Raw genomic sequence first — 23611 nt, forward strand, 5'->3', positions numbered from 1 at the left:
AGGACGGCTGCTGCGGCGGCAAGCAGGTTACGGCGAAGTATCATCGACTATCAGCCTCCAAGGGTCAGCGCCGACCGCCGCAACAGGACGCCTTCGCGGTAGGCGCGGCCTTCCGAGCCTCCTGCGGGGTGTAGCCCGCCTCCCGAATGGCGTCGCGCACGGCCGAGTCGGCCGCGGTCGTCGCGACCTCCAGCGACTTGCTCGGCAGATCTATAGTGATCTGGGCGGCTGGATCGACGCCCTTCACCGCCGCGGTGATCGCCTGCACGCAATGGCCGCAGCTCATGTCGTCAACTTGATAGCGAAGCATGGAAACCTCCTGGTCAAAGCCTCGCCGCAACAGGTAGGGCTTCCAACGATGGGAAGGTCAAGACGCCGGCGCGCCTAAAGGCGCTCGAGGATTGCCTTCATCTGATTGATCTCTCGGGTCTGCGACTCGATGATGCCGCCGGGGCCGTAGCAGAGTGCGCGCAGCTCGGGATCCTTGAGCGAGGCTTCCTTGCACATCAGCAGGGCGCCGGAATGGTGCGGGATCATCGACTGCACGAACTGGCGATCGCCGACCAGGCCCTGCGCCCGGATGCCGATCAGCGAGAGCACGAAGATGGCGGCGAAGCAGCAACATGATGATGGCCATGGGAGCCCACATTACGAGCGCCATGTAGAAGAAGTTGATGTTCTGGATGAATTCGCCCCAGCCGAATATCATCGTGAACATGGCGAAATACATAACCGCCAGGCTCAGAGCCAGATTGATGGCGAGCATCACATAGTGATGCCGACCCTCCTTCGCGCTCATGCCGGACTCGCCGTGGTGTGCGTCTTTCACGTCAGCCTCCTGAGAGATGCTGTTCCCGAGAGCGCAAGCCTTGCTTGCAAACCTCCCTATCTTCCGAACGCGTCAGGCAACACCTGCCCTATCGGCCGGGCGTGAGACGTCTTGTTCCCGTCGCCTTCACCTCAGACCAACCTAAAACCACGCACGAAGTCCGACCACAAACGTCGTGCTCTCGACGTCCTCCCCGGCAGACTGCAGGAAATCCGCGGTCCCCCCGAAGGCGCGCTCATAAGCTACACCGATGTAAGGCGCGAATTCGCGGCGAATCTCATAGCGGAGGCGGAGCCCGAGTTCTGCGTGCGTGATTCCGGAGCCAGTGTTGAGTCTTGGGAGCTTCTGCGCCGAAAGCCTCAACTCTGCCTGCGGCTGAAGGATCACGCGCTGCGTTAGTCGCAGGTCGTAGGTTCCCTCGACCCGCCCAGTCAGGTCGCCGCGATCCGACAAAAACGCTGCGGCTTCGACTTCGAACCAGTAGGGGAAGAGGCTTTCAACCCCGACTGTCGCGTAGGTTCGCGAATTTCCGGACCCGAAGTCACGACGTACTCCGACTTGCACGTCGGTATAACGAGCCACTGCGCGGGAATAGAGTGCCTGAACTTCAGCGAGCTCGACCCCCTCGCCTCCAGAGCCCTCGCCTTCGGACTTGAAGACAAACCTGTTGATGTCGCCGCCGTACCAGCCTTCAACATCCCATCGATAGCCGCCGCCCGGTGGCTGGGATTGGTACTCTGCGAGGTTGAGCATCAGCTTCGCGATCCGTACGCCCCCGTGCTCGCGCGCGAGGATTCCCCGGGCGCGCTGCATCGGCCCCGTCCCGAAGACCTGATCGGCCACGTTGTCGGTGATCACGGCCGGCGCCGGCGCATTGCCGACAGGCAAGCCGGTCGCGGTCTGGCCGCCCTCCATCGGCGCCATCGTGTGTCCCGCATGAGGGTCCGCTGGGCCCGGCATGGTGTGTCCGGCATGCGGATCGGCGGGAGCCGCAGGTTGGCCGGGCATGGCGTGCCCGGCATGGGGGTCCACGGGTGCTGCTGAGGCGGCGCCTTGGGTCGGCTGCGATGGGCTCGAGGCCTTCGGCGGCTCCGGCATCGTGTGGCCCGCATGGGGGTCGGCCGACGGCTTCGGTGCGGCGCGCATGCCGTGACCTGCACGCGGATCCGCCGGCGCGGCGGGCTGCGCCGGCATCGCGTGACCGGCGTGGGGATCAGCGGCCTGGGCGGCGGCGGCTGTGGCCGAGCTGGCCAGCGCCAGAGCTAGGAGGGAGGTCCGGATCATGCCGCCGCTCCTTCGACCGGACGCACCTTGAAGACTTGGAACATGCCCGCGTGCATGTGGTAAAGCATGTGGCAGTGGAAAGCCCAGTCACCGCCCTCGGCGGTGAAATCGAACGACACCTTGCCGCCCGGCATCACGTTCACCGTATGCTTGCGAGGCAGATAGCCGACCGGCCCGTGCACAAGTTCGAAGAAGTGCCCGTGCAAGTGGATGGGGTGCGTCATCATCGAGTCGTTGACGAGGGTGACGCGCACCCGCTCACCGGCCCGGAAGGAATAGGCCGGCGGGTTCTCGCTGAACTTCCAGCCGTCGAAGCCCCAGATGAACCGCTCCATGTTGCCGGTGAGATGGATGTCCATCGCGCGATCCGGCGGCCTGGGGTCGGGGTTGGGATCCAGCGCGATGAGGTCCTTGTAGACCAGCACCCGATGACCGACGCTTTCCAGCCCAAGGCCGGGATCGCCGGTGCGATCCATCGGCATGGGCGCGATCATCTGCACGCCCGGCCCCTTCTTGATTTGAGGGGCCTTCGACCAGTCCAGCATGTTCATGTCCATGCCGCCCATGTCGCCCATCACATCCGCGGCGCCATGCCGGGCGGCGGCCCGGCGGCCGCCATGCCCGGCATGGCCCCGTGATCCATCCCCGGCATGCTGGAATGGTCCATTCCAGCCATGCCCGTAGCGCCCATGCCGGCGTGCGCCGACATGTCCATGCCCATGTCCTTCATGGTCAGGATGGGCCGCTCACGTAGCGGCGGCACGGCCGCGCTCATGCCGGCACGGGGCGCCAGTGTCGCCCGTCCCATGCCAGAGCGGTCGATCGCCTCCGAAACGATCGTGTAGGCGCGATCCTCCGTCGGCTGGACGATCACGTCGTAGGTCTCCGCGTTGCCGATCTGGAACTCGTCCACCTCGACAGGGCGGACGTTCTGGCCGTCGGCGGCGACGACCGTGAGCTTCAGGCCGGGAATGCGGACGTTGAAGACCATCTGCGCGGCGCTGTTGATGAAGCGCAGGCGCACCCGCTCGCCGGGTTTGAAGAGCCCGGTCCAGTTGTCCTTGGGGCCGTGGCCGTTGACGAGGAAGGTCATCACCGCGCCGGTGACGTCCGAGATATCGGTCGGATCCATGAGCATCTTGGCCCATTCGATCCGTTCGCCGAGGGTTTGGTCCTTGCCGGCAAGCAGGCCGGCGATCGTCTGGCGCTGATAATTGAAGACCCCGCCCTGCTGCTTCAGCCGCTTGAAAATCAGGTGCGGGTGCATCTCGCTATGGTCGGCTAGCACCAAGACGTGCTCGCGGTCGTAAGCGACGGGATCGGGCTTCGCCGGCTCGATGACGATGGGGGCGTAGTGGCCCTCCGCCTCCTGCAGACCCGAGTGGCTATGGTACCAGTAGGTGCCTGACTGAATGATCGGGAACTCGTAGACGAAGGTCTCGCCGGGGCGGATGCCGGGAAAGCTGACCCCCGGAACGCCGTCCATCTCGAAAGGCACCAGCAGCCCATGCCAGTGGATCGAGGTGTCCTCATCGAGGGTGTTCGTCACCGCGATCCGGACCCGCTGACCTTCTTTCAGACGAATGAGCGGACCGGGCACGGTCCCATTGATCGTCACCGCGTGGCGGCGCTTGCCGTCGATCATGATCGGTGTGTGGCCGATCGTCAGCTTGATGTCCTCGCCCGAAAGGGTCGGCAGGGTCGAGACTAGGCCCGGGGTCGCGCTCTGCGCCCAGGCGGGCAGCAGCGAACTGATCGCCGCCCCGCCCCCGAGGATGGCCGCACCTTTGATCAGGGCGCGGCGGTCAAGGTCAGGTCGTGGCCTGGACATTCGAAATCCTACGATCGGAACAACAGACGAGGTGATGGGGCTTCCCCCCGCGGGAAGGTCAAGCGCCCCGCCCACACAAACTCTACGCAGCTCGGGGCGCTTGCCCCTGAACTTCTGAGGATTAAATCGCCGATCGGTCGATAAGCTCCGCAAGCTGCTGGCGGGCCCGGTAGACGCGCGTCTCTACGGTCTTGACGGTCACCCCCAGGAGCGCGGCGGCTTCCTGCTGAGTGAGCTCGTCGAAATAGGTCAGTAGCAGCGGCTCTTTGAGCTTGATCGGTAGGCGGTCGACGGCTTTCTGGACGATGGCCCGGCGCTGCGCCGCAACGACCGACTCCTCCCCGTCGGGCGCCGGATCCGCTTGCGCCTGCGCCTCGGTTGATTGGTCGTCCTTCTCTCCCAGGATGAACCGACGAACCGCGAGACGGCGGGCGCGATCGCGGCACTTGTTAAGGGCTATGGCGCGCAGCCAGACTGGGAACGCCCGCAGATCGTCGAAACGCGCGAGCGCCTTCCACGCCGCGACGAGGGTCTCCTGCACGACATCGACAGCCGCGTCGGCGTCGCCGACGTAGCGGCGCACGAAGCCATACAGCGACGGCTTGTGCCGACGCATGAGCGTGGTGAACGCCCGATCCTCCCCGCCCCGCGCGCGCCGGACGAGATCGGCGTCCGTCTCTTCCTGAAGCGTCACGGCGCCTGTTCAGTGAGGGCCTCAGCGACACGCTTGTCGAACTGCGCGGCCTGGTCCGGCGTCAACACGGTGCGCATCGCCAGGACGTGCAGGATGGTTTCGTTCTGAAGGGCCCCCATGGCGTCGTGGAACCGTTCGACCGCGGCCTTCACCTCCGGCGAATACTCGTGACGCACCTGAATGGCCCGGGCGAGCTCGGCGTTGGCGGCGCGCAGTTCGGCCTCCCGCGCCCGGCGACGCACTGCGAAATCCTGCTCAAGCACGTCGAGCCGCTTCCGCTGCTCGGGGGCGAGCTTCAGCTCTTCGTGGACGAACTCATGCAGCGAAGGCTGGTGGCGCTGGTCATAGATGTAGCGCGCGCCAATCCAGGTTCCCCCGACGGCCGCGATGACCGTCAGGAGCAGCGTGAGGATCAGCCCACGGCTGAAGAAACTCATCCGTGGTGATCCAGTGGTGATCCAAGAGGGTGGAGGGGGCGAGCTCCGCCTTCGTGGAGAAAGCGGACACCTCCTGGGATTGCGCGGCCACGGCGACCGCAGTCGCGCCGCCGCTCGCCACGCCCAATCCCAGCGCGCCGACGACGGCCGCGGCCCGTACGGCCAGTAGCGTTGGGGCGGCCGCCCGGGCCTGGCGCACGCGCTCGATGCCCTGCCAGACCCTCGCCTCCAGGCTCTGGTAGCCGGCGGGTAGCGGCTCCGATCGAAGCGCTCTCAGTTCGTCATCAAGTCTGTCGTCCATCGCAACACCCCGATCATCCGTCATGACTCTATACGCAGGATCTGGTGGGCTCCCCTCAACTGAGGGCCGGCGGCGCCGTCCCGCGTATGTCCTATAGAGGTCGGGAGCTGGGGGGCTGCAATGGTTCGTCGCGAAAGCGAAGCGCGCGAGGCTGGAGGCGTGTTTCCAGCCGATCTCCCGGCTCTTACCAGCGTACGCTTCTTGTTGGCCTTGGGGGTGGTGCTCTTCCACTATCAGCTGCAGTGGCCTTGGGACGCCATGTCGTCGACCGGGTTCTTCGACCGGGCGCGGCTCGGGGTCGACGCCTTCTTCATCCTCTCCGGCTTTGTCCTGACCCACGCCTATCGCGATGCGATCGCCGGAAACCGGATGAATTATGGCAGGTTCCTGATCGCCCGCTTCGCCCGAATCTACCCGGCGCACCTGGCTGTGCTCGCCTTCGTGCTGGTCATGGTCACCACGGCGAGCCTGGTGGGCGCTGAGTTCGACCGCAATCTCTACAATCCCGCCGGCCTCGTCACGACACTGCTCCTCGTCCACGCCTGGCTTCCCGAGGTGGTGAAAGCCGAATGGAACGGTCCGTCCTGGTCGCTGTCCGCCGAGTGGTTCGCCTATCTCGCCTTCCCGGTATTTGCGTGGATCGGTCTGAAGCTTCGGCGCCGGCCGATGCTGCTCTTAGCGCCTGGCGCTGGACCAAGTCTACCAAGCCCTGTTCGACGACATTGTAGTGCACGCTGAAGCGAGCATGGGCATACTGCGCATCATCCCCGAATTCCTCTACGGCGTGGCCCTCTACCGCTTAGGAGAACGCCTGCTGCTTGGTCGCCGGGCCGCCGTCCTGTTCGCCGGGGCGGCGGCGATTCTTCTCGTCGCGCTGATGCACCTGAAGGCCGACGACCGATGGATCGTCGCTGCAGCGGGCCCGCTCGTACTGGCTCTGGCTATGCTCTCGAAGGTACAGGCCGAGGGTGTCCTCAAGGCGCGCTGGCCCCGCCTCGGGGGCGAAGCCTCCTACGCGCTCTATCTCGTCCACATGCCCATCCTGATCGCCTGGAAGGGCGTCTGGTCGGCCGCCCAGGGGCGCGACAGCGGCTATGTACTCGGCTGGTGGGAGGTAGCCGCGCTCTTGGCGCTGTCGCTTCTGGCGGCCATCGCCCTTCACCTCCTGTTCGAGGGTCCGGCCCGTGCTTGGATTCGTCGCCGGGCGGATCGCCTTTGGCCCGCCCCTGAGACTCGGGCCCAGATGCGACCAGGCTCCCAGCCGCCTGACATCTAGGTCAGGGTCCAAGGGCGAGCGATCTGATCGGCCTGGGCGGGCGCAAGGAGCCCGCGGCTGATCTGCTTAGGGCTTCGGCGCGCGTCCGCCGTGCTTGTCGAGCCAGGCCTGCAGTTCGGCGATCTCTTTGCGCTGCATCTCCGCCGACTTCTGCGCCATCTGCTTGGCCTCCGCGTCGTCGCCATGCTTCAGCACCGCCTCGGACATCGCGATCGCCCCCCTATGGTGCTCGATCATCTTGAGCGCCCAGGCCCGATCGGCATCGGCGTCGTTGGCAGCCATCATCTTCTGATGCATGTCCTGCATGCCCTTCATGTAGTCTTGCTGGGCCATCTGGCCGTGCTGCATGCTGGTGGGGCCCTGCTGAGCGAGGGCCGGTGCGGCGAGCAGCGCGGCCGCAGCCGCAACGATGGCGATCATTTTCATCTGGGAGCCTTTTGCGATCAGTGAAACGTCTGGAGGGCGGCCTGACAGGCCTGTTCGCAGCGCCGGCACGATTCGGCGCAGATGCGGCAGTGCTCATGCATGCTGGCGTGACGCTCGCATTCCTCTGCGCAGAGCCGGCAGGCCTCCTCGCATGCCCTCAGCACACTCTGGATGATCGGTTCGTTTGAGCCGGTGCGGCGTGATGCGATGTGGCCAGCGGCCGTGCAAATGTCGGCGCAGTCGAGGTTCAGGCGAATGCATTGGGTCAGCTGCGCGACCATCTCCTCGCCCAGGCAGGCATCGGCGCACGACGTGCAGCTCTGAGCGCAGTCGAAGCATTCCTCGATGCAGCGGATCAGGCTGTCGTTTGTGTTTCCGCGCACCTGGGGGTGCGTACTTATTATTTCATGGGCGTGCATGGCCGTCATCCATATGCAGGTGGATGGCCGCTGAACCCTCATTCTGGAGTTCCGTTCCGCCGCACGGGCCGAGGAGCGAATCTTTTGTCCGTAGAACTGAAAAACCGAGGGAGCAGCCTTCCGCGTGCGTATTGCCGCTCGTCTTTCCGGGCTCAAGCGGGTGGGGGTGAACTCATCATGGGAGCGAAGTGACGCTCACGCGAAGCCTCACAGCTAGCTTGCCGGAGATGGGAAACGTACGGGAGTTTGTCAGTGCTCGGCTCCGGGCTAAGCGTCATCAACATCCCGTGCTCTTGCGCTACGGCAGAAATGCACAGGGCCGGACCCGACGCCGCCACCTACATGTGTCCGTCCATCTTCATCGGCGGATCCGCCTTCTTCATCGGGATGGAGCCGTCGTTCTTGGCGCCCATGCCGTCGGCATGCGCCTTGGCGCCCATCTCCATTCCGCGCTCATGCGCGTCGCGTTCCATCTCCATCCCTTCACGGTGCCCCTCGGCGCGAGCCTCTTCTAGGGTTTGAGACGAACTGGAATGATGCTCGCCGGCTTCGCCCGGGGCGCCGGGCGTCGTCGCCGGAGCCGTGACGACGGGCGACGGGGCGCCGGGCGCCGGAGCCTCCGTCTTCTGCTCGCACCCGGCCAGGCCGATCGCCGCCAAGGCGACGGAGCCAGCCAAGGCCTTTAGCAGACGGGGCGGCAAGAGATGGGTCATGGGTCGCGTCCTGTCGGTGGGTCAACGAAGCGGCAGATAAAGTGAGGCCGACCGGCTGCAGCATGAAGGGCGCAGCCGGTCGGCCGCTTTCCTACTTCTTGGCTTCAGCCATCTTTGCGGCGCACTTTCCGTGCATCTTATCCATCTCGGCCTTGCTGAGCGGCTTCATCTTCATGACCCCGGGGGTGCCTTTCATGGAGGCGTGGTCATGCATGACCCGGCCGTCCATCTTCCGGCCCATGACGCTCTTGCACTCTTCGTGGGTTGGGTTGGCGGGATCCTTGACCGAAACGGTGGCGTCGGCCGCGGCCTTGTGATCTCCGTGTTCCGGCTGCGCGTAGCTCTGGCTGGCGGTGGCGAGGCCGAGGGCCGCGATGGCGACGAATAGGGTACGCATGGGTGTGTCCTTTGCTGGTCGGCGGACAGCGGCTCGCCGTGCCCTCGATTGAAATATGCCAAACCCTAGCGTTCCCTCCAAACCCAACCTTGATATCGATCAAGCGCCGCTGCGGCGGGACGCCAGCGCCATCAGTTCCGCAGCTTGCCGATCAGTTCGACCAGCTCGGCTGTCTTCTGTTCGCGCTCCGCCACGTCGCCGCTGGCCGCCATCGCACCAGCGACGCAGTGTTCGAGGTGGTCTTTCACGAGTTCGCCCTCAACCCGGCGCAGCGCCGCCCTCGCGGCGTGCAACTGCGTCAGGATGTCGAGGCAGTAGCGATCTTGCTCCACCATGCGGGAGATGCCTCGCACCTGCCCTTCAACCCGGTTCAGCCGGTTGATCAGACGTGGCTTGTTCGTGCGTTCCATCAAAGCCTCCGCCGCTCGGTGCGGCAATATACAGAAAGCCGCGATTTGATCCATGCCCCACTGGGGTATATATACGCCGAACAGGAGGCCCCATGAGCGGTCAAGGCCATACCCACCATCATCATGCTGACCCCAGGGACCGCCAGGCGGCTGACGTGGCGGTCACCGACCCGGTCTGCGGCATGGCGGTTGATCCGGCGACCACGCCGCACCACGCGGAGCATGCGGGGCAGACCTTCCACTTCTGTTCGGCCGGGTGCCGCACCAAGTTCGTCGCCGATCCGGCGAAATACCTGACCAAGGATGAAGGCCCGTCCGCTGCGGCGCCGGCAGGGACGATCTACACCTGTCCGATGCACCCCCAGATCCGAAAGGAGGGTCCGGGCAACTGCCCCATCTGCGGCATGGCGCTCGAGCCGGAAACCGCGACCGCCGACAGCGGTCCGAACCCCGAGCTGATCGACATGACCCGCCGGTTCTGGGTGGGTCTCGTCCTCACCCTGCCCGTTCTCGCGCTCGAGATGGGCGCGCATGTTCTCGATCTGCACCGCTGGATTTCGCCCACGACGTCGAACTGGGTGCAGCTCGCCCTGGCGACCCCCGTCGTGCTGTGGGCCGGCTGGCCCTTCTTCGAACGGGGCTGGGCGTCCCTGCGGACTCGCAACCTCAACATGTTCACCCTCATCGCCATGGGGATCGGGGTGGCCTGGGCTTACAGCGTCGTGGCCACGCTGGCGCCGCACATCTTCCCTTCGGCGTTCCGGCGCACCGATGGCAGCGTTGCAATCTACTTCGAAGCCGCGGCCGTGATCACGGTCCTCGTGCTGCTGGGTCAGGTGCTGGAACTGCGGGCCCGCGAGCAGACCTCGGGTGCGATCAAGGCCCTGCTGGACCTCGCGCCCAAGACCGCGCGACGGGTCCGGACGGATGGGACTGACGAAGAGGTCACGCTCGACCAGATCCTGGTGAGCGACCAGCTGCGGGTGCGGCCGGGCGAGAAAGTCCCCGTCGACGGCGAGGTCGTGGACGGCCGCGTCTCGATCGACGAGTCGATGGTCACCGGGGAATCGATGCCCGTGACCAAGGAAGCGGGCGACAAGGTCGTCGGCGGCTCGATCAACAAGACCGGCTCCTTCGTGATGCGGGCCGAGAAGGTCGGGGCCGACACCCTGCTGTCGCAGATCGTCCACATGGTCGCCCAGGCCCAGCGCTCTCGGGCGCCGATCCAGCGCATGGCCGACCAAGTCTCGGGCTGGTTCGTCCCAGTGGTGATCGTGATCGCTGTCCTGGCATTCGCCGGCTGGGGGGTCTTTGGTCCCGAGCCGAGGTTTGCCTTCGGCCTCATCGCGGCGGTCTCGGTGCTGATCATCGCCTGCCCGTGCGCACTTGGACTGGCGACGCCGATCTCGATCATGGTGGGGGTCGGTCGCGGCGCCGGGGCCGGCGTGCTCATCAAAAACGCCGAAGCCCTAGAGCGGTTCGAAAAGATAGACACGTTGGTGATCGATAAGACCGGAACTCTCACCGAGGGGCGGCCAGCGGTCACCGCCATCGTGCCCGCCGCGGGTTGGGACGAAGCCGAAGTGCTTCGCCTGGCCGCCAGCCTCGAGCGTGGCAGTGAGCATCCCCTCGCGGACGCCATCCTCCGCGCCGCAAGCGATCGCAAGCTAAGCCTTTCAGAGCCGTCCGACTTTGACTCGCCCGTCGGTAAGGGCGTTCTGGGCTCGATCGACGGGCGGCGTCTGGTGCTCGGATCCGGCAAGTTTCTGAAGGAACAGGGGGTCATCACCGGCGAACTCGATAGTCAGGCAGAGTCGCTCCGCACTGACGGCGCTACGGCAATCTTCATGGCGGTCGACGGACAGGCTGCAGCGGTGTTCGCCATCGCAGACCCCATCAAGGCCACCACGCCTGAAGCCGTTCGCCTCCTGAAGGCCGAAGGCGTGCGGCTCGTCATGATGACCGGCGACAACCGCACCACGGCGCTCGCCGTGGCCCGCAAGCTCGGCATCGACGAAGTCGAGGCCGAGGTTCTACCGCAGGACAAGGCGGCCGTGGTCGAGAAGTTCCGCGCCGAGGGCCGCAAGGTGGCGATGGCGGGAGATGGCGTGAACGATGCGCCGGCGCTGGCGGCGGCCGAAGTTGGGATCGCCATGGGCGCGGGGTCCGACGTGGCCATTGAGAGCGCGGGCGTGACCCTCCTGAAGGGCGATCTGCAGGGGATCGTCAAGGCGCGGCGGCTGTCCCGCGCCGTGATGCGGAATATCCGCCAGAACCTCTTCTTCGCCTTCGTCTATAATGCGGCGGGCGTGCCGGTAGCGGCCGGCGTCCTCTACCCGGTGTTTGGCTGGCTGCTCTCGCCGGCGATCGCGGCGGCGGCCATGGCGCTGTCCAGCGTCAGCGTGGTGACCAACGCCTTGCGGCTACGAAGCGTGAAGCTCTAGCGCGGACGGGTCCCGTCCGCCGGCGGCGCCGGGTGCAAATCGGGTTCGTCCGGCGACATGATGTCGGTTTGCGACGGGTCCTTCCCGAAGGCGGACTGGTCGTGGGGTTCCCCCATTTCGTCCGCCGCGGCGGCAGGCGCGACCTCGCCAGACCGCGGGCCGCCGGGCTCTGCGGAGCAGCTCGTCAGGATGAGGAGCACGGCGGCGGCGAGCCCTTTCGTCGATGTGAGATGAGCCTGCGCGCTGGCCAGCCATCGCATACGTGAGCCCTCGCTACGCCGACTGTCGTTCGGTCGACGCGAAATGCTGGACGGCGTCGATCACCATCCGACGCACGCACCAGCGCGCGTAAAGCCCCGCAAGGGCTGGAAGCCACCTCGCCCACCCCCGGCTCGGCAGGGCGTAGTCGATCCAGACGGACAGGCGCGAACCGGCCCCCTCTTCGGTGATGGCGAAGCCCATCTCGTATCCGCCGATGACCAGGAGCCTCGGCTCCCCCGTTGTGCGCCAGACCTTACGGTGCGGCGGGTCGCGGACCGTGACCACCTCGTCGACAAAGAGCGACAAGCCAAACGCCGCGCCGCCCATGCGGATGTGCGAGCCCACCGCCTGGCCACGCCCCGCGTCGAACTCGTAGGTCATACGACCGCCGCCCATCATCACGGACGGTCGGCCCATGTGCTCGGCCAACCGGGTCTGGTCGTCCAGGCGGTCGAACACGGCCCGCGGCCTCGCGGGCGTCCGAGCGGTCGCCTCGCGGCGATGGCGGAACGCACCGACCTGGGGCCGGGCGCCGCCACCGGCCCCGGTCAGCGATGGTCCAACGGACTTGGCTCTCGGCATGGCGACCTCCAATCGATCGTAGCGTGACGCCGGCCGGAGAGGCGCAGGCGCGACCGCGCCAGTGCGCTAGCGGCGCGGGGCTTTGTCCTTCGTTTCCTCCGCCGCCGGGGTCTTGGCGGCGAACGGCTCCGGCGCCATCAAGAGAATAAAGGTCAGTCCAGCGCCCAGCGCCATGAGCAGCCACTCCCCGAGGCCGGCGGCGAAGCCCGCGAGCGCGGATACCCAGACCGCTGCGGCGGTCGTCACGCCGTGGATCGAGCGGCCGCAGGCCGGGTGCATGATCACGCCGGCGCCGACGAATCCGACCCCCATCAGCACCCCTTGGAGCACGGTGCTGATGACCCGCGCGTCGTCGCTGTGGAGCCGCATGGCGATGATGCCGGCCATGGCGCCGGCTGTGGCGATCAACGCGAAAGTGCGCGCGCCGACGAAGCGGATCCGTCGGGACCGCTCGAGCCCGATCAGAAAGCCCACGGCCGCGGCGGCGACGACCCGAAGGACCAGGTCGAGATCAGACATCAGCGACTTCCTCGCGCAGGACGGTCGCGATGAGCGGGGCCACGGAGATGGCGTTCGTGGCGTGCGGCACTGCGTCGGTGGAGACGACGCGCGCCGAAGCGCCGGCGACCTCGGTCAGGGCGTCGCCCCCGAAGATCGCGTGCACGATGGCGCAGATCGGGGGCGGGAACCCCCGCAAGCCGAGCTCGCGGGCCGCCGCCGTCAAGGTACGGCCGGACGACGCAATGTCGTCGATCAGCACCGGCTGACGGCCCGCGAATGCGGTGAGGTCGGGAAAGGTGATCCTGACGTCGCGATCGCCGAACCGCTCTTTGCGCAACACGACCACCGGGGCGTCAGCGGCCGCGGCCACGTCCGAAGCCCATTGCTCACTCTCGCTGTCCGGTCCGATCACCAGCGCATTTGGGGCTTCGGAACGGATCCAGGCGCCGAGCAGGTCGGCCGAATGCAGGGTCACACAGGGGATGGTGTAGAGGTCGCTGAGGGCCTTGAAGCGATGTAGATGGGGATCGACGGTGATCAGCCGGTCGAAGGCGCCCGAAAGCAGTCGCGCGAACGCGCGTGACGTCACCGCCTCCCCCGCCTTGAACGCCTTGTCCTGGCGCATATAGCCGAGGTACGGCGCGACCAGCGTCACCCGTTTGGCGCCCTGCTCACGCGCGGCCGCAGCGACGAACAGGAGCGTCAGGATGACGCTGTCGATGCGCACCAGGCTGCAGACGATGTCGACCTGGCGGCCGGCCGGGTTGTCCAAGATGCGAACGTAGTGCTCGCCATCGGGGAACTGGCGCGTCTCGAGCCGCCCGAGCTCGGCGCCGGCGGCTTCAGCGAGCTTGGCGGCGAAGGCTTCATGGCCCGGCAGAGCCAGCATGAGACGCATGTCAGGCCTCCAATTGCACGATGTCGGGGTTCGCCGCGGCGAATTCGAGCGCGTAGGCCAATTCGCCTTCCGCTTCGGCGTGCACGGTCATGAGCGGTTGTCCCTGGGCGACGTCGTCGCCCAGTCGCGCGTGCAGCATGACCCCTGCCGACTTGGCGTCCGGGGCGCCCGCGAGCTTGGCCAGCCTGGCTAGGGTCCGGTTGTTGATGCTTGTCAGCCGCCCTGCGCGGGATGCCAAAACCGGGTGCGTCAGGGCGGCCTTCGGCGGCTGCCGCAGCCCGCCTTGAGCCTCGCAAATGGCCTGAAACTTCGCCCACGCCCGGCCGTCCGCGAGGGTCGTCTCGGCAAGCGCGAAGCCTGTCCCGGCGGCGGTTCGGCCGGCCAGTTCGAGCGCGGCGCCGGCCAGCACGCAGGCGCGCCGCCGCAGGTCCTGCGGAGCCTGGGCGTCGTTCTTCAGCACGGCCAGAACGTCGTGCGCTTCCAGCGCAGGACCGATCCCGCGCCCGACCGGCTGCACGCCGTCGGTCATGACACACCGCAGCTCCACGCCGAACACGCGCCCGACCTCGGTCAGCTCCGCGGCGAGTTCGGCCGCCGCGTCGTCGGTCCTGACCTTGGCCGTCGCGCCCACCGGTATATCGATCACGATGTGGGTCGATCCGGCGGCGATCTTCTTCGACAGCACCGAGGCGATCAGTTGGCCTCGCGTGTCGATGTCCAGCACCCGCTCCACCCGGATGAGGATGTCGTCGGCGGGGCTGAGGCTGACCGAGCCGCCCCACACCAGGCAGGCGCCCTCGCGGTCCACCACGCGCCGCATGGCCGCGACGTCCAGGTCGACGGGCGCGAGCGTCTCCATGGTGTCAGCCGTTCCGGCGGGACTGGTGATCGCGCGCGACGATGTCTTCGGCATCAGCAGACCGTGCGACGCGACGATGGCCACGACGATCGGGGTGGTGCGATTGCCCGGAAGCCCGCCGACCGAGTGCTTGTCGATGACGATCGGCGACGGCCAGGTCAGCCGCTCGCCGACCTCGATCATCGCGCGCGTGAGGCCGACCGTCTCCTCAAGGTCCAGGGGGAGCGCCGAGCAGGCAGTGAGAAAGGCGGAAAGGTGAACGTCCGTGTAGCGTGCGGCGGCGACGTCCCTGACGATCGACTGGAGCGCCGCCAGATCGAGCCGCTGTCCGTAGATCCGACGCCGGACCGCCGAGAGGGAGCCGAGGGGCGGCGGATGGCGCACGGTGAGCTCCGCCCCCTCGGCGATGCCCAGCCGCGCCCAGGCGGCTTCCGACAGGCCCGCTTCCCCATGGCCAAGAAGGCCGTCGGACACCTGGTAGAGAAGCGCGAGCACCTCGCGCCCATTCGCCATTAGCAACACCTGCGAGCGCGGGCCGAGACCCTCGGAGCGGCAGACGTGGCAGTCCGAACGCATGAGAACGACGGCGTCGTCCTGGGTGAACAGTCCCAGCCGCCGAGCCTTCAGGGTCGGTGTGGGAGAACGGGGTTGCGCCTCCACGGTCACGACAGGCCGTAGGCTTCGTCCTGAGCGGAGATCGTGCAATCCCACCCCAGGTCCGCCTCGATGCGCGCCTTCAGTCCGACTGGGCCGTCATCCTCCCCGTGGACGATGAACGTCCGGGCCGGCGGGCGCTTGAAGCCGGCCAGCCACCGCATGATCTCGTCCACGTCCGCGTGGGCCGAGAGCATCGGGAGGTTCGCCACCTCGGCTCGAATGGGGATCCACTGCCCGTGGACCTTCACTTCGCGGGCGCCCCCGAGTAGCGCCTGCCCGCGGGTTCCGGCCGCTTGATAGCCTGAGAAGAGCACGGTGTTGCGGGCGTCGGGGCCGTACGCCTTCAGATGGTGCAGCACGCGCCCGCCGGTCGCCATGCCGCTGGCCGATATGATCACCTTGGGCATGCTGTTGTGGCTTAGAGCCTTCGACTCCTCGACGTCGCGCGTATAGGTCGCGACCTCGCAAGATGCCCGGCAGACATCCTCGCTCAGCTTGTGATCGGCCCCATGGCGACACAGAAGATCGGTCGCATCAGTCGCCATGGGACTGTCGAGATAGATGGGCGTCAACGGCAGCGCCCCATCCTGCTTGAGTTTCGATAGCAGGTAGAGCAGCTCCTGGGCGCGCCCGACGGCGAACGCCGGAATCACGACAGTGCCGCCCCGCGCGGTCGTGCGCTCGATCACCTGCAGCAGCGCTTGCGCTGGCGCCACCGGATCGTGGCGACGGTCTCCATAGGTGGACTCCACGATCAGGTAGTCGGCGTGCGGCACGGGCTCGGGATCGGGCGTGATCGGATCGTCGTAGCGGCCGAGGTCCCCCGAGAAGACGACGGTCTTCCCGCCCCATCGAATCTCGACGGTTGCGGCGCCCAGGATGTGGCCCGCGTAGCGGAACGTGGCCGTGGCGCCATGTCCAAGGTCCACCGGTTTGCCGAAGGCGACGGGCCGGAGCTGGCCAATGGCGCGTTCGGCGTCATGCTTGCCGTACAGCGGGAGCGCGGGCTTGTGCTTGGAAAAGCCATGCCGGTTCGCGAACTCGGCGTCGCTTTCCTGGATCTTGGCGCTGTCCAGCAGCAGGAGTTCCGCCAGATCGGCCGTTGCCGCCGAGCAGTAGATTGGGCCTCGGAAGCCCTCTCGCACCAGCCGTGGCAGGTAGCCGGAGTGATCGAGGTGCGCATGGGTCAACACCACGGCGTCGATGGAGGCCGCCTCGCGGGACAGCGGCTCCCAGTTCTTGAGGCGCAGGGCCTTCAGACCCTGGAACAGCCCGCAGTCCACGAGCAGGCTTCGCCCCCCAAGCTCAAGCAGGTGCTTCGAGCCCGTCACCGTTCCCGCGCCGCCTAGCGACGTCAGCGTCAATTTGGCCATGCGCCCTCCGCTCCCTGCTACAGAATACGCGCCCCGCCGGCCGCGCCCTTGCCCCAGATCAAAGCTGCGCCCGCTCTCCGCCCGTTCAGGTGACGAAGACGGGCGCAAAGCCGCCGCCCGGCGTGCGGAAGTTCGTTGTTTGCCCCTGATAGACTCGCGCCGCGGCGAGGAGCGGCGAGCCGGCGTAGGTGTAGAGACGTACGTCAAGCTTGAGCGCCTGGACCTCGCCGTCGATTCTAATGCGCCGCTCGGTCGGTGCGGCCAGTTCCTGGGCGATATAGCCGCCGCGCTGCACCTCCTCCCAGACCCCGCGGGTCATCTTGTCGCCGCGATAGACCGCCTTGCCGCCGTGGCCGCCGGCCGGCTTGAAGAAGTAGCGTTTGCGAGCCGACCACAGGGCCTCCGCGGACTCCGGGGTCACCAGGATGGTTCGAGGCACTGCCGAAAGACTGCGCTGCTGGGTGGGCGACAGTCCCCAACCGGCGGGCGCGGCGGGATCGGACAGCACCGTCAGGTTCCGCTTGTCCGCCAGGAGGGCGTGGTTGCGCGGATTAGGCGTGAGAACGACAGCGCCCGCCACATAGGCGTCACGAAGCGCCCGGTGTCCCTCGCCGTCCAGCGCGAAGTCGACAAGCCGGTTGTAGACCAGATCGATCGCTTCGTCGCCGTGCCGAAGCTGGCCCTGGGCGAAGGACAACTCTGCAGGATCGACGATCCTGACCTTCAGGCCGCGCCGCTCGAACGCGCGCTGGGCGAGCAGGAACTCAGGGAAGAGGTACTGCTCGGTCGGGCGATCGTCGATGATGGCGAGGGTGCGCGGCTGACTGGCGCGACCCTGAGACCGCCACTCTTGCTCCAACATTTGCCACACGGCCGCCTCGAAATTCGCGGCCGGCGTCGCTTCGATTGCGTCTCGCGCCTCGCGGCAGCACGCACCCTGGGCGCGGGCGAGGAAGGCGTTCAGAAAGGCGCCGCCGGCGTTGGTGTTGACTTCGATCAGCTTCGGCCCGCTCGCGCCGAGATGGAAGTCGTACCCCGTGAAGACGCCGCGGGGCCCGAAGTCATGCCGCGCGATTTCGGGCGCCCAGGCCATCACCGCCGCCTGATAGGTGGGGTCGCTGGCCGCCGCCTCGATCGCATCGACGACCGCAAGCATGGCGTCCAGATCCGCGCGCGCGAGGAACACCGGCATTTCGGCGAAAAGGTGCGGCCGGCCGTCCAGCAGAGCCGCTGCGAGGTCGGCGTCCAGCGCTTCGGCCTGGATCGCCGCAACGAGGCTGGCACGATCCAGCGTGATGCAGAAGCACTCACGGTTGAGCACGGCGTCGCGGTTTTCAACACCTCGATCGTCGTGGGTCATGCCCCTCCCCTCTAAGCCAGTCGACATCAGCCGGACGAAACAGACGAGAACCCGGCATCTTCGCTACCCGCTCGGCGGGCGCGTCGCCCGCATTGATCGCGATCTTGATTGCGGCGATGGAATTGCCGGCGACCCAGGCGGGCTCGACAAGTCCCTCGGCCGGAGGCGCAGAGATGGCTGAAACGGTTCATGAGCAACGTCGGGAATCTAGGGCAGTCGCAACGTCGTGATACGTCCGGGTCAATGTACCTTTACCATGCCAACGCCCTTGATGTTGTTGAACGAGTCGGTCTGGTGACAGAGGTAACACTGTTCGACCCGAGCCCCCTTCTGGCCTGAGATGGGACGGTCCATCATTTCGAAGTGCATCATGTAGTGGCTGGGCGGCGCCTTGTGGCACTGCGCGCAGTCAGTGGACTTGGGACTCGGATGGAGGAAGGTCTTGATCTCCCAGCTCTCGGTCTGGTGACAGCTGGCGCACTGCTTGCCGAAGAAGCCGCCGTGAGGATCTTGAACCGCATGGCACGTGGCGCACTGCAGGCTCCCCGAGCCGCCATCGCGCCGCCGTGCGACCGCCTCGAGCACAGCGTGATCCATTTTGGTGGGCCGGACGGCGCGACCCTGGTGCTCGACGTGACAGCCTTTGCAGTCCCCGATGTTCTGGTGAAACGCGGTCGCGGGTTTCATCAGCAACTCCGGCGCCGGCGCATGGCAGGTGACGCACTTCTGCGCGGTCACGCCCTCGACTGGCGCATGGCAGCTTTCACACTTGTCGCCCAGGAAGGCGTGGGCCTCGGAAAGGGCCCCCGGCCGCACCGCGCCCGTCCATCCAGGCAAGGCGTGGCTGCCACCTTGCCAAAGCGTCCACACGACCCCAGCGACGAAGACCATGCCGAATACGCTCAGCGCCGCGTAGATCTGGCCCGGCAGCTTCATGGGAGCCACCTCAGTCCATAGTAGACGCCGGACCAGATGTGCAGCGCGAGCAGCGTGTACATGACGATGGCGGCGAGGATGTGGGTGACCACCCACCGGTTCAGCGCGCGCTTCAAAGTCTCGCGGGCGCCGATGGCGAACTCCAGGTCGGAAATGGCGCCTAGCAGGTGATTGACCTTGAGGCCGGAGGGATCGACCACAACCTCATCCTTCAGGCCGACGGCGGACAGCGCGAGGCTGTCATAGCGATCCCTCAGCACGGAGAGCTGGCGTTGTTGATCCCGCAAATCCTGGCCAAGCTCGACGAGGAAGTAGCGTCCGACAAAGCCGGTGGCGACGACCAGAAGCATCGAGACCATGAGCCCCACCCCCAGGGGACTCACTAGCTTATGACCTGAGTGCAGGACGCCCAGCACCGCGCCGATCGCCCCGGCATAGACGTGGAAGGTCAGAATCGCGCCAAGGGAGACCCGCCGCGCGCTGAGCAGCGCCTTCACCCGCCCCTGCCGCTTCACGAGGGCGTACGCCAGTAGGGCGACAAAGAGCACAGCTGCGGCTATGCCCAGGGCCCCGCCGGCCAAGCTCCCGGGAAACCGCGGCGCTGAATGCAACAGGAAGGCGGGCGCGGTGAGCGCAAGTGCGCTCAGCAGGCCTTCCACAATGACTTTCTCACTTCGCGTCATGTCACGCGTCCACAACGAGGTCGCCGACGGACTTCGCCTGGCAGGCGAGAATGACCCCGTCGCGCTTTTCCCCCTCCGTCAGAGAATCCTGGACCTCCATGCTCACAGATCCCTGCCGCAGTGGCACCTTGCAGCGGCCGCAGATCCCGACCCGGCACTCGTAGTCGATGGCGACGCCGATGGCCTCGGCGGCCTCCAGCACCGACTGATCGGGCGCCAGGCGTCCGGACTTGTTGGACTTGGAAAAGGTCACCGTCGCCTGCGCCGACGGCGGGGCCGAGGGAGAGACGACTGCGACATCGACGACGGCCGTGACCGCGGCTGCGGGGGGCTGGGTTTCCAGAACTGGACCACCCTTCGGGGGCGCGAAGTTCTCCGTCTTCACCTGATCGTCGGGCACGCCCATTCCGCGAAGGACGCCCTTGACCGCTTCCATCATCGCGGGCGGGCCACAGAGATGGACCCGGCGGCGGACGATCTCCGGAACGGCCGCGATGATGAACTCGGGCGTCATGAACCCCACTGAACCAGCCCATTCGGTCCCTTCGGGCTGAGAGACGACAGTCGTGACGTGGACGTTCGGGTGCCGGCGCGCGAGATGCGCCAGTTCCTCGCGGAAGATGATGTCGGCGGGCGTGCGCACCCCGTAGAGAAGGTAGATGTCGTGGGGATAGGCGCGGTCCGTGAGATAGCGCAGCACGCTCATCATAGGCGTAATGCCAACCCCGCCAGCGATCAGGACGATGCCTTCCGCCTCCTGACCGGTGAAGAAGAAGCTCCCGGCGGGGGCGGCCACCTCGATGAGATCGCCGGCGTCGACGCGGTCGTGGAGGTGGCGAGACTCCAATCCGTATTGCTCACGTTTCACGGTCAGTTCGATGTAGTCCCGTTGCGTGGGCGAAGAGGAGATGGTGTAGGATCGGCGGACCTTCTTGCCATCGATCTCGGAGGTGACCGTCGCGTACTGTCCCGGAAGGAAAGTGAACGGGAACGGGCCGAGGTTTGGCTCCATCAGCCGGAACGTCTTCACGCCGGGCGTTTCGTCGAAAATCGCCTTGATCCGCAGGACGCCGATCCAGGGACGCCGCGCGGGCGCTCCGGCTTCTGCCGCCTTGGACATGACAGCAGGGGCTGAATCCGGCGAAGCTGCGGGTTCAGCGGTCGATGGCTCAGCTGGAGCGCCGGGTGTCAGCCGCTCGGCCAGCGCCCCCACACGGCGCGCGCGGATCCATTGCAGCCAGAGCGCCCCCGTAAGAGCGGCGCCCAGAAGGATCATGAGCAGAACGTGCAGCCAGGAGAGACCGCGAAAGCCGCCAGCCATCTCTGAGCGGTCCGCCGGGGGCAGCGTCATCTCGTGTCGGAACCAGGCCAGAGCGGTCTGTTCAGGCGACTGGCCCGCCTCGAGCGCCCGAAGCGCGCCGGCCCCGCTTTGCGCCAACGAAAGACCGTCTCTGACGTCGCGCAGCGCGGTGAGCGCGGCAGCGGCGTCATTGGCCGCCTGGGCGCGATGCAGGGCCGCCTGCCCATCCGTGACCGCCTGCGACCCTGATCCCAGTCGCGTCAGCGCCTCAGGCCGGATCCGCGCGCGGGCTTCGTCGGTGAGCTTCGGAAAGTCCATCATAGACGCGTAGAACGGCTTGGGCCCCATGGGGCCACAGCAACCCGCTGCGCCTTCGCCTGCGCCCCCGCCCATGCCAGAGGGCGCCATCATATCTCCCATCATGCCGCCCATACCGCCGGCCGCCGCAGGCGCCGCTGGGGGACCGGCGCCCATTGTGGGGCTGGGGGCCTTCATTCCGCTCATCCCTGAGGCCGCATCGGGGTTCGCGCCAGCTGGCGGCGGATGATGAGCGGCGTGGTCCTCGGCGGGGGCCTGCGCCCAGGCGAAGGTGGATGGTGTTGCGGCGGTTAGAGCCACAGCCGCGATGGTGGCGGCTCTTAGGGCTGTGACGAGAGGCGCCGACTGGGTGCCGTGCATATGCAGGTCAGATCCCTTATCCATAGCAACGCTTCTAGCCGAAAGGCTCGGCCGCTTTGAAGGCAAGACGTAAGAGACGCTGCGATGGAGCGTCCCTTACAGCGCCACAGCAACAGAAGGCTCCGCCATAGCGCCCACCAGGCGCTGCTGGGGGGCCAGCGAAAAGAGGAGGTGCCAGATGGCAGGGGAGATTCGGGTCGGCGTCAACGGCTACGGGGTGATCGGCAAACGTGTTGCCGATGCTGTGCGTGCTCAGGCTGATATGCGCCTGGTGGGCGTCTCCGACGTCGCAGCAGACTGGCGGACGCGGGCCCTGCACCGCAAGGATATCCCACTGTTCGCCGCCACGTCCGAAGCACATGAGCACCTCGCGGCAAATCGGATTGCCGTGGAAGGGCGTCTGCAGGATCTGCTTGGAACCGTCGATGTCGTCGTAGACTGCACGCCCAAGCGGGTCGCTGCGGAGAATGTGCCGGTCTATCGCCAACTCGGCCGGAAGTTCATCGTGCAGGGCGGCGAAAAGCACAGCGTCACCGGTCACTCCTTCGTCGCGGAGTCCAACTATCAAAGCGCAGTCGGCCTCGACGCGACCCGCGTCGTCTCCTGCAATACGACGGCGACGGTGCGGACCTTGACCGCCCTGAAGCGGGCTGGGTTGCTCCGGCGCGCGCGCGGCACGCTCATGCGGCGCGCCACCGACCCGTGGGAGAGTCACCTTGGCGGTATCATCAACACCCTCGTCCCGGAACCGGAGATCCCGAGCCACCAAGGTCCTGATGCTCAGACGGTCGACCCGGACCTCGATGTGCTGACCATGGCCGTCAAGGTCCCCGAGACGATCGCCCACCTCCACTATTGGTCGGTTCAGCTTTCCCGAAGCGCCCCGAAGGAGGAGGTGCTGGACGCCTTCCGCGCGTCACCCCGCATTTTCCTCATGCCCGACAGCTATGGCCTAGCCGCGATCAATGCGGTCAAGGAGCTGATGGCGGACCTCGGCCGCTCCCGGGGCGATCTCTACGAGGTTGCGCTTTGGTCCGACATGCTGCGCGTGGAGGGCGATGAGGTGTTCTATACCTACATGGTCGACAACCAGGCCATTGTTGTGCCTGAGACGATCGACGCCATCCGGGCGCTCGCCGGCCGCGAGCCCTCTGGGGCCGCATCGATACGCGCGACCGACGAGGCCTTGCAGATCTCGCGCGATCCGTTCAACCCGGCTGGGGGCTAGCGTTCGCATCCCTAGCGGCGGCGGCGCCGCCGCTCACAATTAGATCAGCCATGGCGCGCGAAGACCCGCGTCTTGCCTCCCGGCATGAGCAGCAGCGTCTGGTAGGCCTCGACCTCACCCCTTGGGGACTCCATGCCGGGAGACCCGAAAGGCATGCCCGGAACGGCGATGCCTAGGGCTCTCGGCCTCTCGCGCAGCAAGCGTGCGACGTCGGCCGGCGGTATGTGGCCGACCAGGACATAGCCACCGACCGTCGCGAGATGGCATGACGACAGCTCGAATGGCACGCCATGCTTGCGTCCGATCGGACTGACGTCCTCCACGACCACTTCCTTCATAAGGTAGCCCGACCGGCGCATGTGGGTGATCCAGCCCTTGCAACAGCCGCAGCTGGCGGTCTTGTAGACCGTCACAGGCGGCGGGCTCGCCGCGAGGGCGGGTGCTCCGGACACAAGCGCCGCGCTGGCGGCCAGCAGGTATCGGCGAGTCAGCATCTCTGTCATTTCCTTGGGACTTAGCGGCGCGGGCCGCAGCAGCAGGAGCCGCTGCTTGTCGGGGCCGCCGCGTCCTGTTGGTAGAAGGCGGGTGTATAGCCGGCCTTGCTGATCGCCCCCGCCACCGCGGACGGCTCGCGGTCAGACCGCACATCGACCCGCTTGCTGGGCAGGTCAATGGCGACCTCTGCGGCTGGATCCAGCGCGTTGATGGCGGCGGTTACAGCTTGGACACAGTGTCCGTGACGTGACCCCCGTTTCTCATCCAGTCGTAACGAGAGTCCTGGGTTGATCTGAGCCGTGCTCGGCGGGGGTTGCAAGAGGCCGGCGCGCGGAGACA

27 protein-coding genes and 1 pseudogene are annotated in these 23611 nt (G+C 66.7%); 5 read left to right on the top strand and 23 right to left on the bottom strand.

What is annotated here, in order from left to right; all coding sequences use genetic code 11:
• Positions 1 to 64 precede the first annotated feature (64 nt).
• Positions 65 to 310 carry a heavy-metal-associated domain-containing protein gene (locus ABS78_RS22825; protein WP_257817721.1) on the bottom strand — a complete coding sequence of 82 codons (246 nt, stop codon included), beginning with the start codon at positions 308 to 310 and terminating at the stop codon, positions 65 to 67.
• A 74-nt stretch (positions 311 to 384) separates the two neighbouring features.
• A complete protein-coding gene (locus ABS78_RS23970; RefSeq protein ID WP_363083843.1) occupies positions 385 to 600 on the bottom strand; it encodes a DUF305 domain-containing protein in 216 nt (71 codons plus the stop codon).
• A gap of 4 nt (positions 601 to 604) precedes the next feature.
• On the opposite strand from ABS78_RS23970, the gene ABS78_RS23975 reads away from it, so the two are divergent.
• A complete protein-coding gene (locus ABS78_RS23975) occupies positions 605 to 934 on the top strand; it encodes a hypothetical protein (RefSeq protein WP_363083845.1) in 330 nt (109 codons plus the stop codon).
• Positions 935 to 970: 36 nt separating this feature from the next.
• On the opposite strand, the gene ABS78_RS22835 is transcribed toward ABS78_RS23975, so the two are convergent.
• The 4 genes and pseudogenes from ABS78_RS22835 to ABS78_RS22850 form a co-directional block, all read right to left on the bottom strand.
• The gene (locus tag ABS78_RS22835; RefSeq protein ID WP_257835842.1) at positions 971 to 2113 is read right to left on the bottom strand and encodes a copper resistance protein B; all 1143 of its coding nucleotides are present in this window, start codon (positions 2111 to 2113) and stop codon (positions 971 to 973) included.
• A pseudogene (locus ABS78_RS22840) lies at positions 2110 to 3944 on the bottom strand (copper resistance system multicopper oxidase). Before ABS78_RS22840 ends, ABS78_RS22835 begins: the two are co-directional and overlap by 4 nt.
• A gap of 121 nt (positions 3945 to 4065) precedes the next feature.
• Positions 4066 to 4638: an RNA polymerase sigma factor gene (locus ABS78_RS22845; protein WP_293385216.1), complete on the bottom strand. Its 573-nt coding sequence runs from the start codon at positions 4636 to 4638 to the stop codon at positions 4066 to 4068.
• Positions 4635 to 5075, bottom strand: a complete 441-nt coding sequence (locus tag ABS78_RS22850; RefSeq protein ID WP_257817718.1) for a periplasmic heavy metal sensor — start codon at positions 5073 to 5075, stop codon at positions 4635 to 4637. The genes ABS78_RS22845 and ABS78_RS22850 overlap by 4 nt, the downstream gene beginning before the upstream one ends.
• A gap of 421 nt (positions 5076 to 5496) precedes the next feature.
• Between ABS78_RS22850 and ABS78_RS22855 the strand changes: the two genes are divergently transcribed.
• Positions 5497 to 6114, top strand: coding sequence for an acyltransferase (locus ABS78_RS22855; RefSeq protein WP_293385219.1), 618 nt, complete (start codon positions 5497 to 5499; stop codon positions 6112 to 6114).
• A gap of 7 nt (positions 6115 to 6121) precedes the next feature.
• On the top strand, positions 6122 to 6652 hold the full coding sequence (locus tag ABS78_RS22860; protein ID WP_293385222.1) for an acyltransferase family protein: 531 nt from the start codon (positions 6122 to 6124) through the stop codon (positions 6650 to 6652).
• 66 nt (positions 6653 to 6718) lie between these two features.
• Here ABS78_RS22860 and ABS78_RS22865 read toward each other — a convergent pair whose 3' ends face one another.
• From ABS78_RS22865 to ABS78_RS22885, 5 genes are all read right to left on the bottom strand, one after another.
• Positions 6719 to 7078 carry a DUF305 domain-containing protein gene (locus tag ABS78_RS22865; RefSeq protein ID WP_293385225.1) on the bottom strand — a complete coding sequence of 120 codons (360 nt, stop codon included), beginning with the start codon at positions 7076 to 7078 and terminating at the stop codon, positions 6719 to 6721.
• 17 nt (positions 7079 to 7095) lie between these two features.
• Complete coding sequence (locus ABS78_RS22870; RefSeq protein ID WP_293385228.1) at positions 7096 to 7497, bottom strand: four-helix bundle copper-binding protein; 402 nt, start codon at positions 7495 to 7497, stop codon at positions 7096 to 7098.
• A gap of 338 nt (positions 7498 to 7835) precedes the next feature.
• Positions 7836 to 8210: a hypothetical protein gene (locus ABS78_RS22875; RefSeq protein WP_293385231.1), complete on the bottom strand. Its 375-nt coding sequence runs from the start codon at positions 8208 to 8210 to the stop codon at positions 7836 to 7838.
• A 91-nt stretch (positions 8211 to 8301) separates the two neighbouring features.
• The gene (locus ABS78_RS22880; protein ID WP_066680675.1) at positions 8302 to 8607 is read right to left on the bottom strand and encodes a hypothetical protein; all 306 of its coding nucleotides are present in this window, start codon (positions 8605 to 8607) and stop codon (positions 8302 to 8304) included.
• Positions 8608 to 8738: 131 nt separating this feature from the next.
• Positions 8739 to 9017 carry a metal-sensitive transcriptional regulator gene (locus tag ABS78_RS22885; protein WP_066680674.1) on the bottom strand — a complete coding sequence of 93 codons (279 nt, stop codon included), beginning with the start codon at positions 9015 to 9017 and terminating at the stop codon, positions 8739 to 8741.
• A 92-nt stretch (positions 9018 to 9109) separates the two neighbouring features.
• Between ABS78_RS22885 and ABS78_RS22890 the strand changes: the two genes are divergently transcribed.
• Positions 9110 to 11461, top strand: a complete 2352-nt coding sequence (locus ABS78_RS22890) for a heavy metal translocating P-type ATPase (protein ID WP_293385234.1) — start codon at positions 9110 to 9112, stop codon at positions 11459 to 11461.
• Here the strand turns inward: ABS78_RS22890 and ABS78_RS22895 are convergent.
• From ABS78_RS22895 to ABS78_RS22940, 10 genes are all read right to left on the bottom strand, one after another.
• Entirely contained in the window at positions 11458 to 11721 is a 264-nt protein-coding gene (locus ABS78_RS22895) for a hypothetical protein (protein WP_066680672.1), read from the bottom strand. The two genes, ABS78_RS22890 and ABS78_RS22895, sit on opposite strands and share 4 nt — an antisense overlap.
• 13 nt (positions 11722 to 11734) lie before the next feature.
• Positions 11735 to 12304: an SRPBCC family protein gene (locus ABS78_RS22900; RefSeq protein WP_257835850.1), complete on the bottom strand. Its 570-nt coding sequence runs from the start codon at positions 12302 to 12304 to the stop codon at positions 11735 to 11737.
• Between the two features lie 66 nt (positions 12305 to 12370).
• Positions 12371 to 12823, bottom strand: coding sequence for an MgtC/SapB family protein (locus ABS78_RS22905; protein WP_257835851.1), 453 nt, complete (start codon positions 12821 to 12823; stop codon positions 12371 to 12373).
• A complete protein-coding gene (locus ABS78_RS22910) occupies positions 12816 to 13703 on the bottom strand; it encodes a ribose-phosphate diphosphokinase (RefSeq protein ID WP_293385237.1) in 888 nt (295 codons plus the stop codon). The genes ABS78_RS22905 and ABS78_RS22910 overlap by 8 nt, the downstream gene beginning before the upstream one ends.
• A gap of 1 nt (position 13704) precedes the next feature.
• Positions 13705 to 15228 (bottom strand): thymidine phosphorylase family protein, encoded by a 1524-nt coding sequence (locus ABS78_RS22915; protein ID WP_293385240.1) that lies wholly within the window; start codon positions 15226 to 15228, stop codon positions 13705 to 13707.
• On the bottom strand, positions 15225 to 16592 hold the full coding sequence (locus ABS78_RS22920) for an MBL fold metallo-hydrolase (protein WP_257817709.1): 1368 nt from the start codon (positions 16590 to 16592) through the stop codon (positions 15225 to 15227). Before ABS78_RS22920 ends, ABS78_RS22915 begins: the two co-directional genes overlap by 4 nt.
• Positions 16593 to 16677: 85 nt before the next feature.
• Positions 16678 to 17952: a hypothetical protein gene (locus tag ABS78_RS22925; protein WP_293385243.1), complete on the bottom strand. Its 1275-nt coding sequence runs from the start codon at positions 17950 to 17952 to the stop codon at positions 16678 to 16680.
• A gap of 240 nt (positions 17953 to 18192) precedes the next feature.
• Entirely contained in the window at positions 18193 to 18888 is a 696-nt protein-coding gene (locus ABS78_RS22930) for a cytochrome c3 family protein (RefSeq protein WP_257817706.1), read from the bottom strand.
• Positions 18885 to 19571: a hypothetical protein gene (locus tag ABS78_RS22935; RefSeq protein WP_293385246.1), complete on the bottom strand. Its 687-nt coding sequence runs from the start codon at positions 19569 to 19571 to the stop codon at positions 18885 to 18887. Before ABS78_RS22935 ends, ABS78_RS22930 begins: the two co-directional genes overlap by 4 nt.
• A gap of 1 nt (position 19572) precedes the next feature.
• Entirely contained in the window at positions 19573 to 21303 is a 1731-nt protein-coding gene (locus tag ABS78_RS22940; RefSeq protein ID WP_293385249.1) for an FAD-binding oxidoreductase, read from the bottom strand.
• 424 nt (positions 21304 to 21727) lie between these two features.
• Between ABS78_RS22940 and ABS78_RS22945 the strand changes: the two genes are divergently transcribed.
• Entirely contained in the window at positions 21728 to 22777 is a 1050-nt protein-coding gene (locus ABS78_RS22945) for a type II glyceraldehyde-3-phosphate dehydrogenase (protein ID WP_293385252.1), read from the top strand.
• A gap of 44 nt (positions 22778 to 22821) precedes the next feature.
• Here ABS78_RS22945 and ABS78_RS22950 read toward each other — a convergent pair whose 3' ends face one another.
• Entirely contained in the window at positions 22822 to 23271 is a 450-nt protein-coding gene (locus ABS78_RS22950) for a DUF411 domain-containing protein (protein WP_293385255.1), read from the bottom strand.
• A gap of 20 nt (positions 23272 to 23291) precedes the next feature.
• The gene (locus ABS78_RS23980) at positions 23292 to 23591 is read right to left on the bottom strand and encodes a heavy-metal-associated domain-containing protein (RefSeq protein ID WP_363083853.1); all 300 of its coding nucleotides are present in this window, start codon (positions 23589 to 23591) and stop codon (positions 23292 to 23294) included.
• Positions 23592 to 23611: the final 20 nt, after the last annotated feature.

The sequence above is a fragment of the Phenylobacterium sp. SCN 70-31 genome, assembly GCF_001724605.1.
GTDB lineage: Bacteria > Pseudomonadota > Alphaproteobacteria > Caulobacterales > Caulobacteraceae > Phenylobacterium.

Excerpts from the sequence above, each read along its gene's own strand:
- ABS78_RS22825 (WP_257817721.1), bottom strand. The coding sequence starts at position 310 with ATGCTTCGCTATCAAGTTGACGACATGAGCTGCGGCCATTGCGTGCAG.
- ABS78_RS23975 (WP_363083845.1), top strand. The coding sequence starts at position 605 with ATGGCGGCGAAGCAGCAACATGATGATGGCCATGGGAGCCCACATTAC.
- ABS78_RS22835 (WP_257835842.1), bottom strand. The coding sequence starts at position 2,113 with ATGATCCGGACCTCCCTCCTAGCTCTGGCGCTGGCCAGCTCGGCCACA.
- ABS78_RS22850 (WP_257817718.1), bottom strand. The coding sequence starts at position 5,075 with ATGAGTTTCTTCAGCCGTGGGCTGATCCTCACGCTGCTCCTGACGGTC.
- ABS78_RS22855 (WP_293385219.1), top strand. The coding sequence starts at position 5,497 with ATGGTTCGTCGCGAAAGCGAAGCGCGCGAGGCTGGAGGCGTGTTTCCA.
- ABS78_RS22860 (WP_293385222.1), top strand. The coding sequence starts at position 6,122 with ATGGGCATACTGCGCATCATCCCCGAATTCCTCTACGGCGTGGCCCTC.
- ABS78_RS22865 (WP_293385225.1), bottom strand. The coding sequence starts at position 7,078 with ATGAAAATGATCGCCATCGTTGCGGCTGCGGCCGCGCTGCTCGCCGCA.
- ABS78_RS22870 (WP_293385228.1), bottom strand. The coding sequence starts at position 7,497 with ATGCACGCCCATGAAATAATAAGTACGCACCCCCAGGTGCGCGGAAAC.
- ABS78_RS22875 (WP_293385231.1), bottom strand. The coding sequence starts at position 8,210 with ATGACCCATCTCTTGCCGCCCCGTCTGCTAAAGGCCTTGGCTGGCTCC.
- ABS78_RS22880 (WP_066680675.1), bottom strand. The coding sequence starts at position 8,607 with ATGCGTACCCTATTCGTCGCCATCGCGGCCCTCGGCCTCGCCACCGCC.
- ABS78_RS22885 (WP_066680674.1), bottom strand. The coding sequence starts at position 9,017 with ATGGAACGCACGAACAAGCCACGTCTGATCAACCGGCTGAACCGGGTT.
- ABS78_RS22890 (WP_293385234.1), top strand. The coding sequence starts at position 9,110 with ATGAGCGGTCAAGGCCATACCCACCATCATCATGCTGACCCCAGGGAC.
- ABS78_RS22895 (WP_066680672.1), bottom strand. The coding sequence starts at position 11,721 with ATGCGATGGCTGGCCAGCGCGCAGGCTCATCTCACATCGACGAAAGGG.
- ABS78_RS22900 (WP_257835850.1), bottom strand. The coding sequence starts at position 12,304 with ATGCCGAGAGCCAAGTCCGTTGGACCATCGCTGACCGGGGCCGGTGGC.
- ABS78_RS22905 (WP_257835851.1), bottom strand. The coding sequence starts at position 12,823 with ATGTCTGATCTCGACCTGGTCCTTCGGGTCGTCGCCGCCGCGGCCGTG.
- ABS78_RS22910 (WP_293385237.1), bottom strand. The coding sequence starts at position 13,703 with ATGCGTCTCATGCTGGCTCTGCCGGGCCATGAAGCCTTCGCCGCCAAG.
- ABS78_RS22920 (WP_257817709.1), bottom strand. The coding sequence starts at position 16,592 with ATGGCCAAATTGACGCTGACGTCGCTAGGCGGCGCGGGAACGGTGACG.
- ABS78_RS22925 (WP_293385243.1), bottom strand. The coding sequence starts at position 17,952 with ATGACCCACGACGATCGAGGTGTTGAAAACCGCGACGCCGTGCTCAAC.
- ABS78_RS22930 (WP_257817706.1), bottom strand. The coding sequence starts at position 18,888 with ATGAAGCTGCCGGGCCAGATCTACGCGGCGCTGAGCGTATTCGGCATG.
- ABS78_RS22935 (WP_293385246.1), bottom strand. The coding sequence starts at position 19,571 with ATGACGCGAAGTGAGAAAGTCATTGTGGAAGGCCTGCTGAGCGCACTT.
- ABS78_RS22940 (WP_293385249.1), bottom strand. The coding sequence starts at position 21,303 with ATGGGCGGCATGATGGGAGATATGATGGCGCCCTCTGGCATGGGCGGG.
- ABS78_RS22945 (WP_293385252.1), top strand. The coding sequence starts at position 21,728 with ATGGCAGGGGAGATTCGGGTCGGCGTCAACGGCTACGGGGTGATCGGC.
- ABS78_RS22950 (WP_293385255.1), bottom strand. The coding sequence starts at position 23,271 with ATGCTGACTCGCCGATACCTGCTGGCCGCCAGCGCGGCGCTTGTGTCC.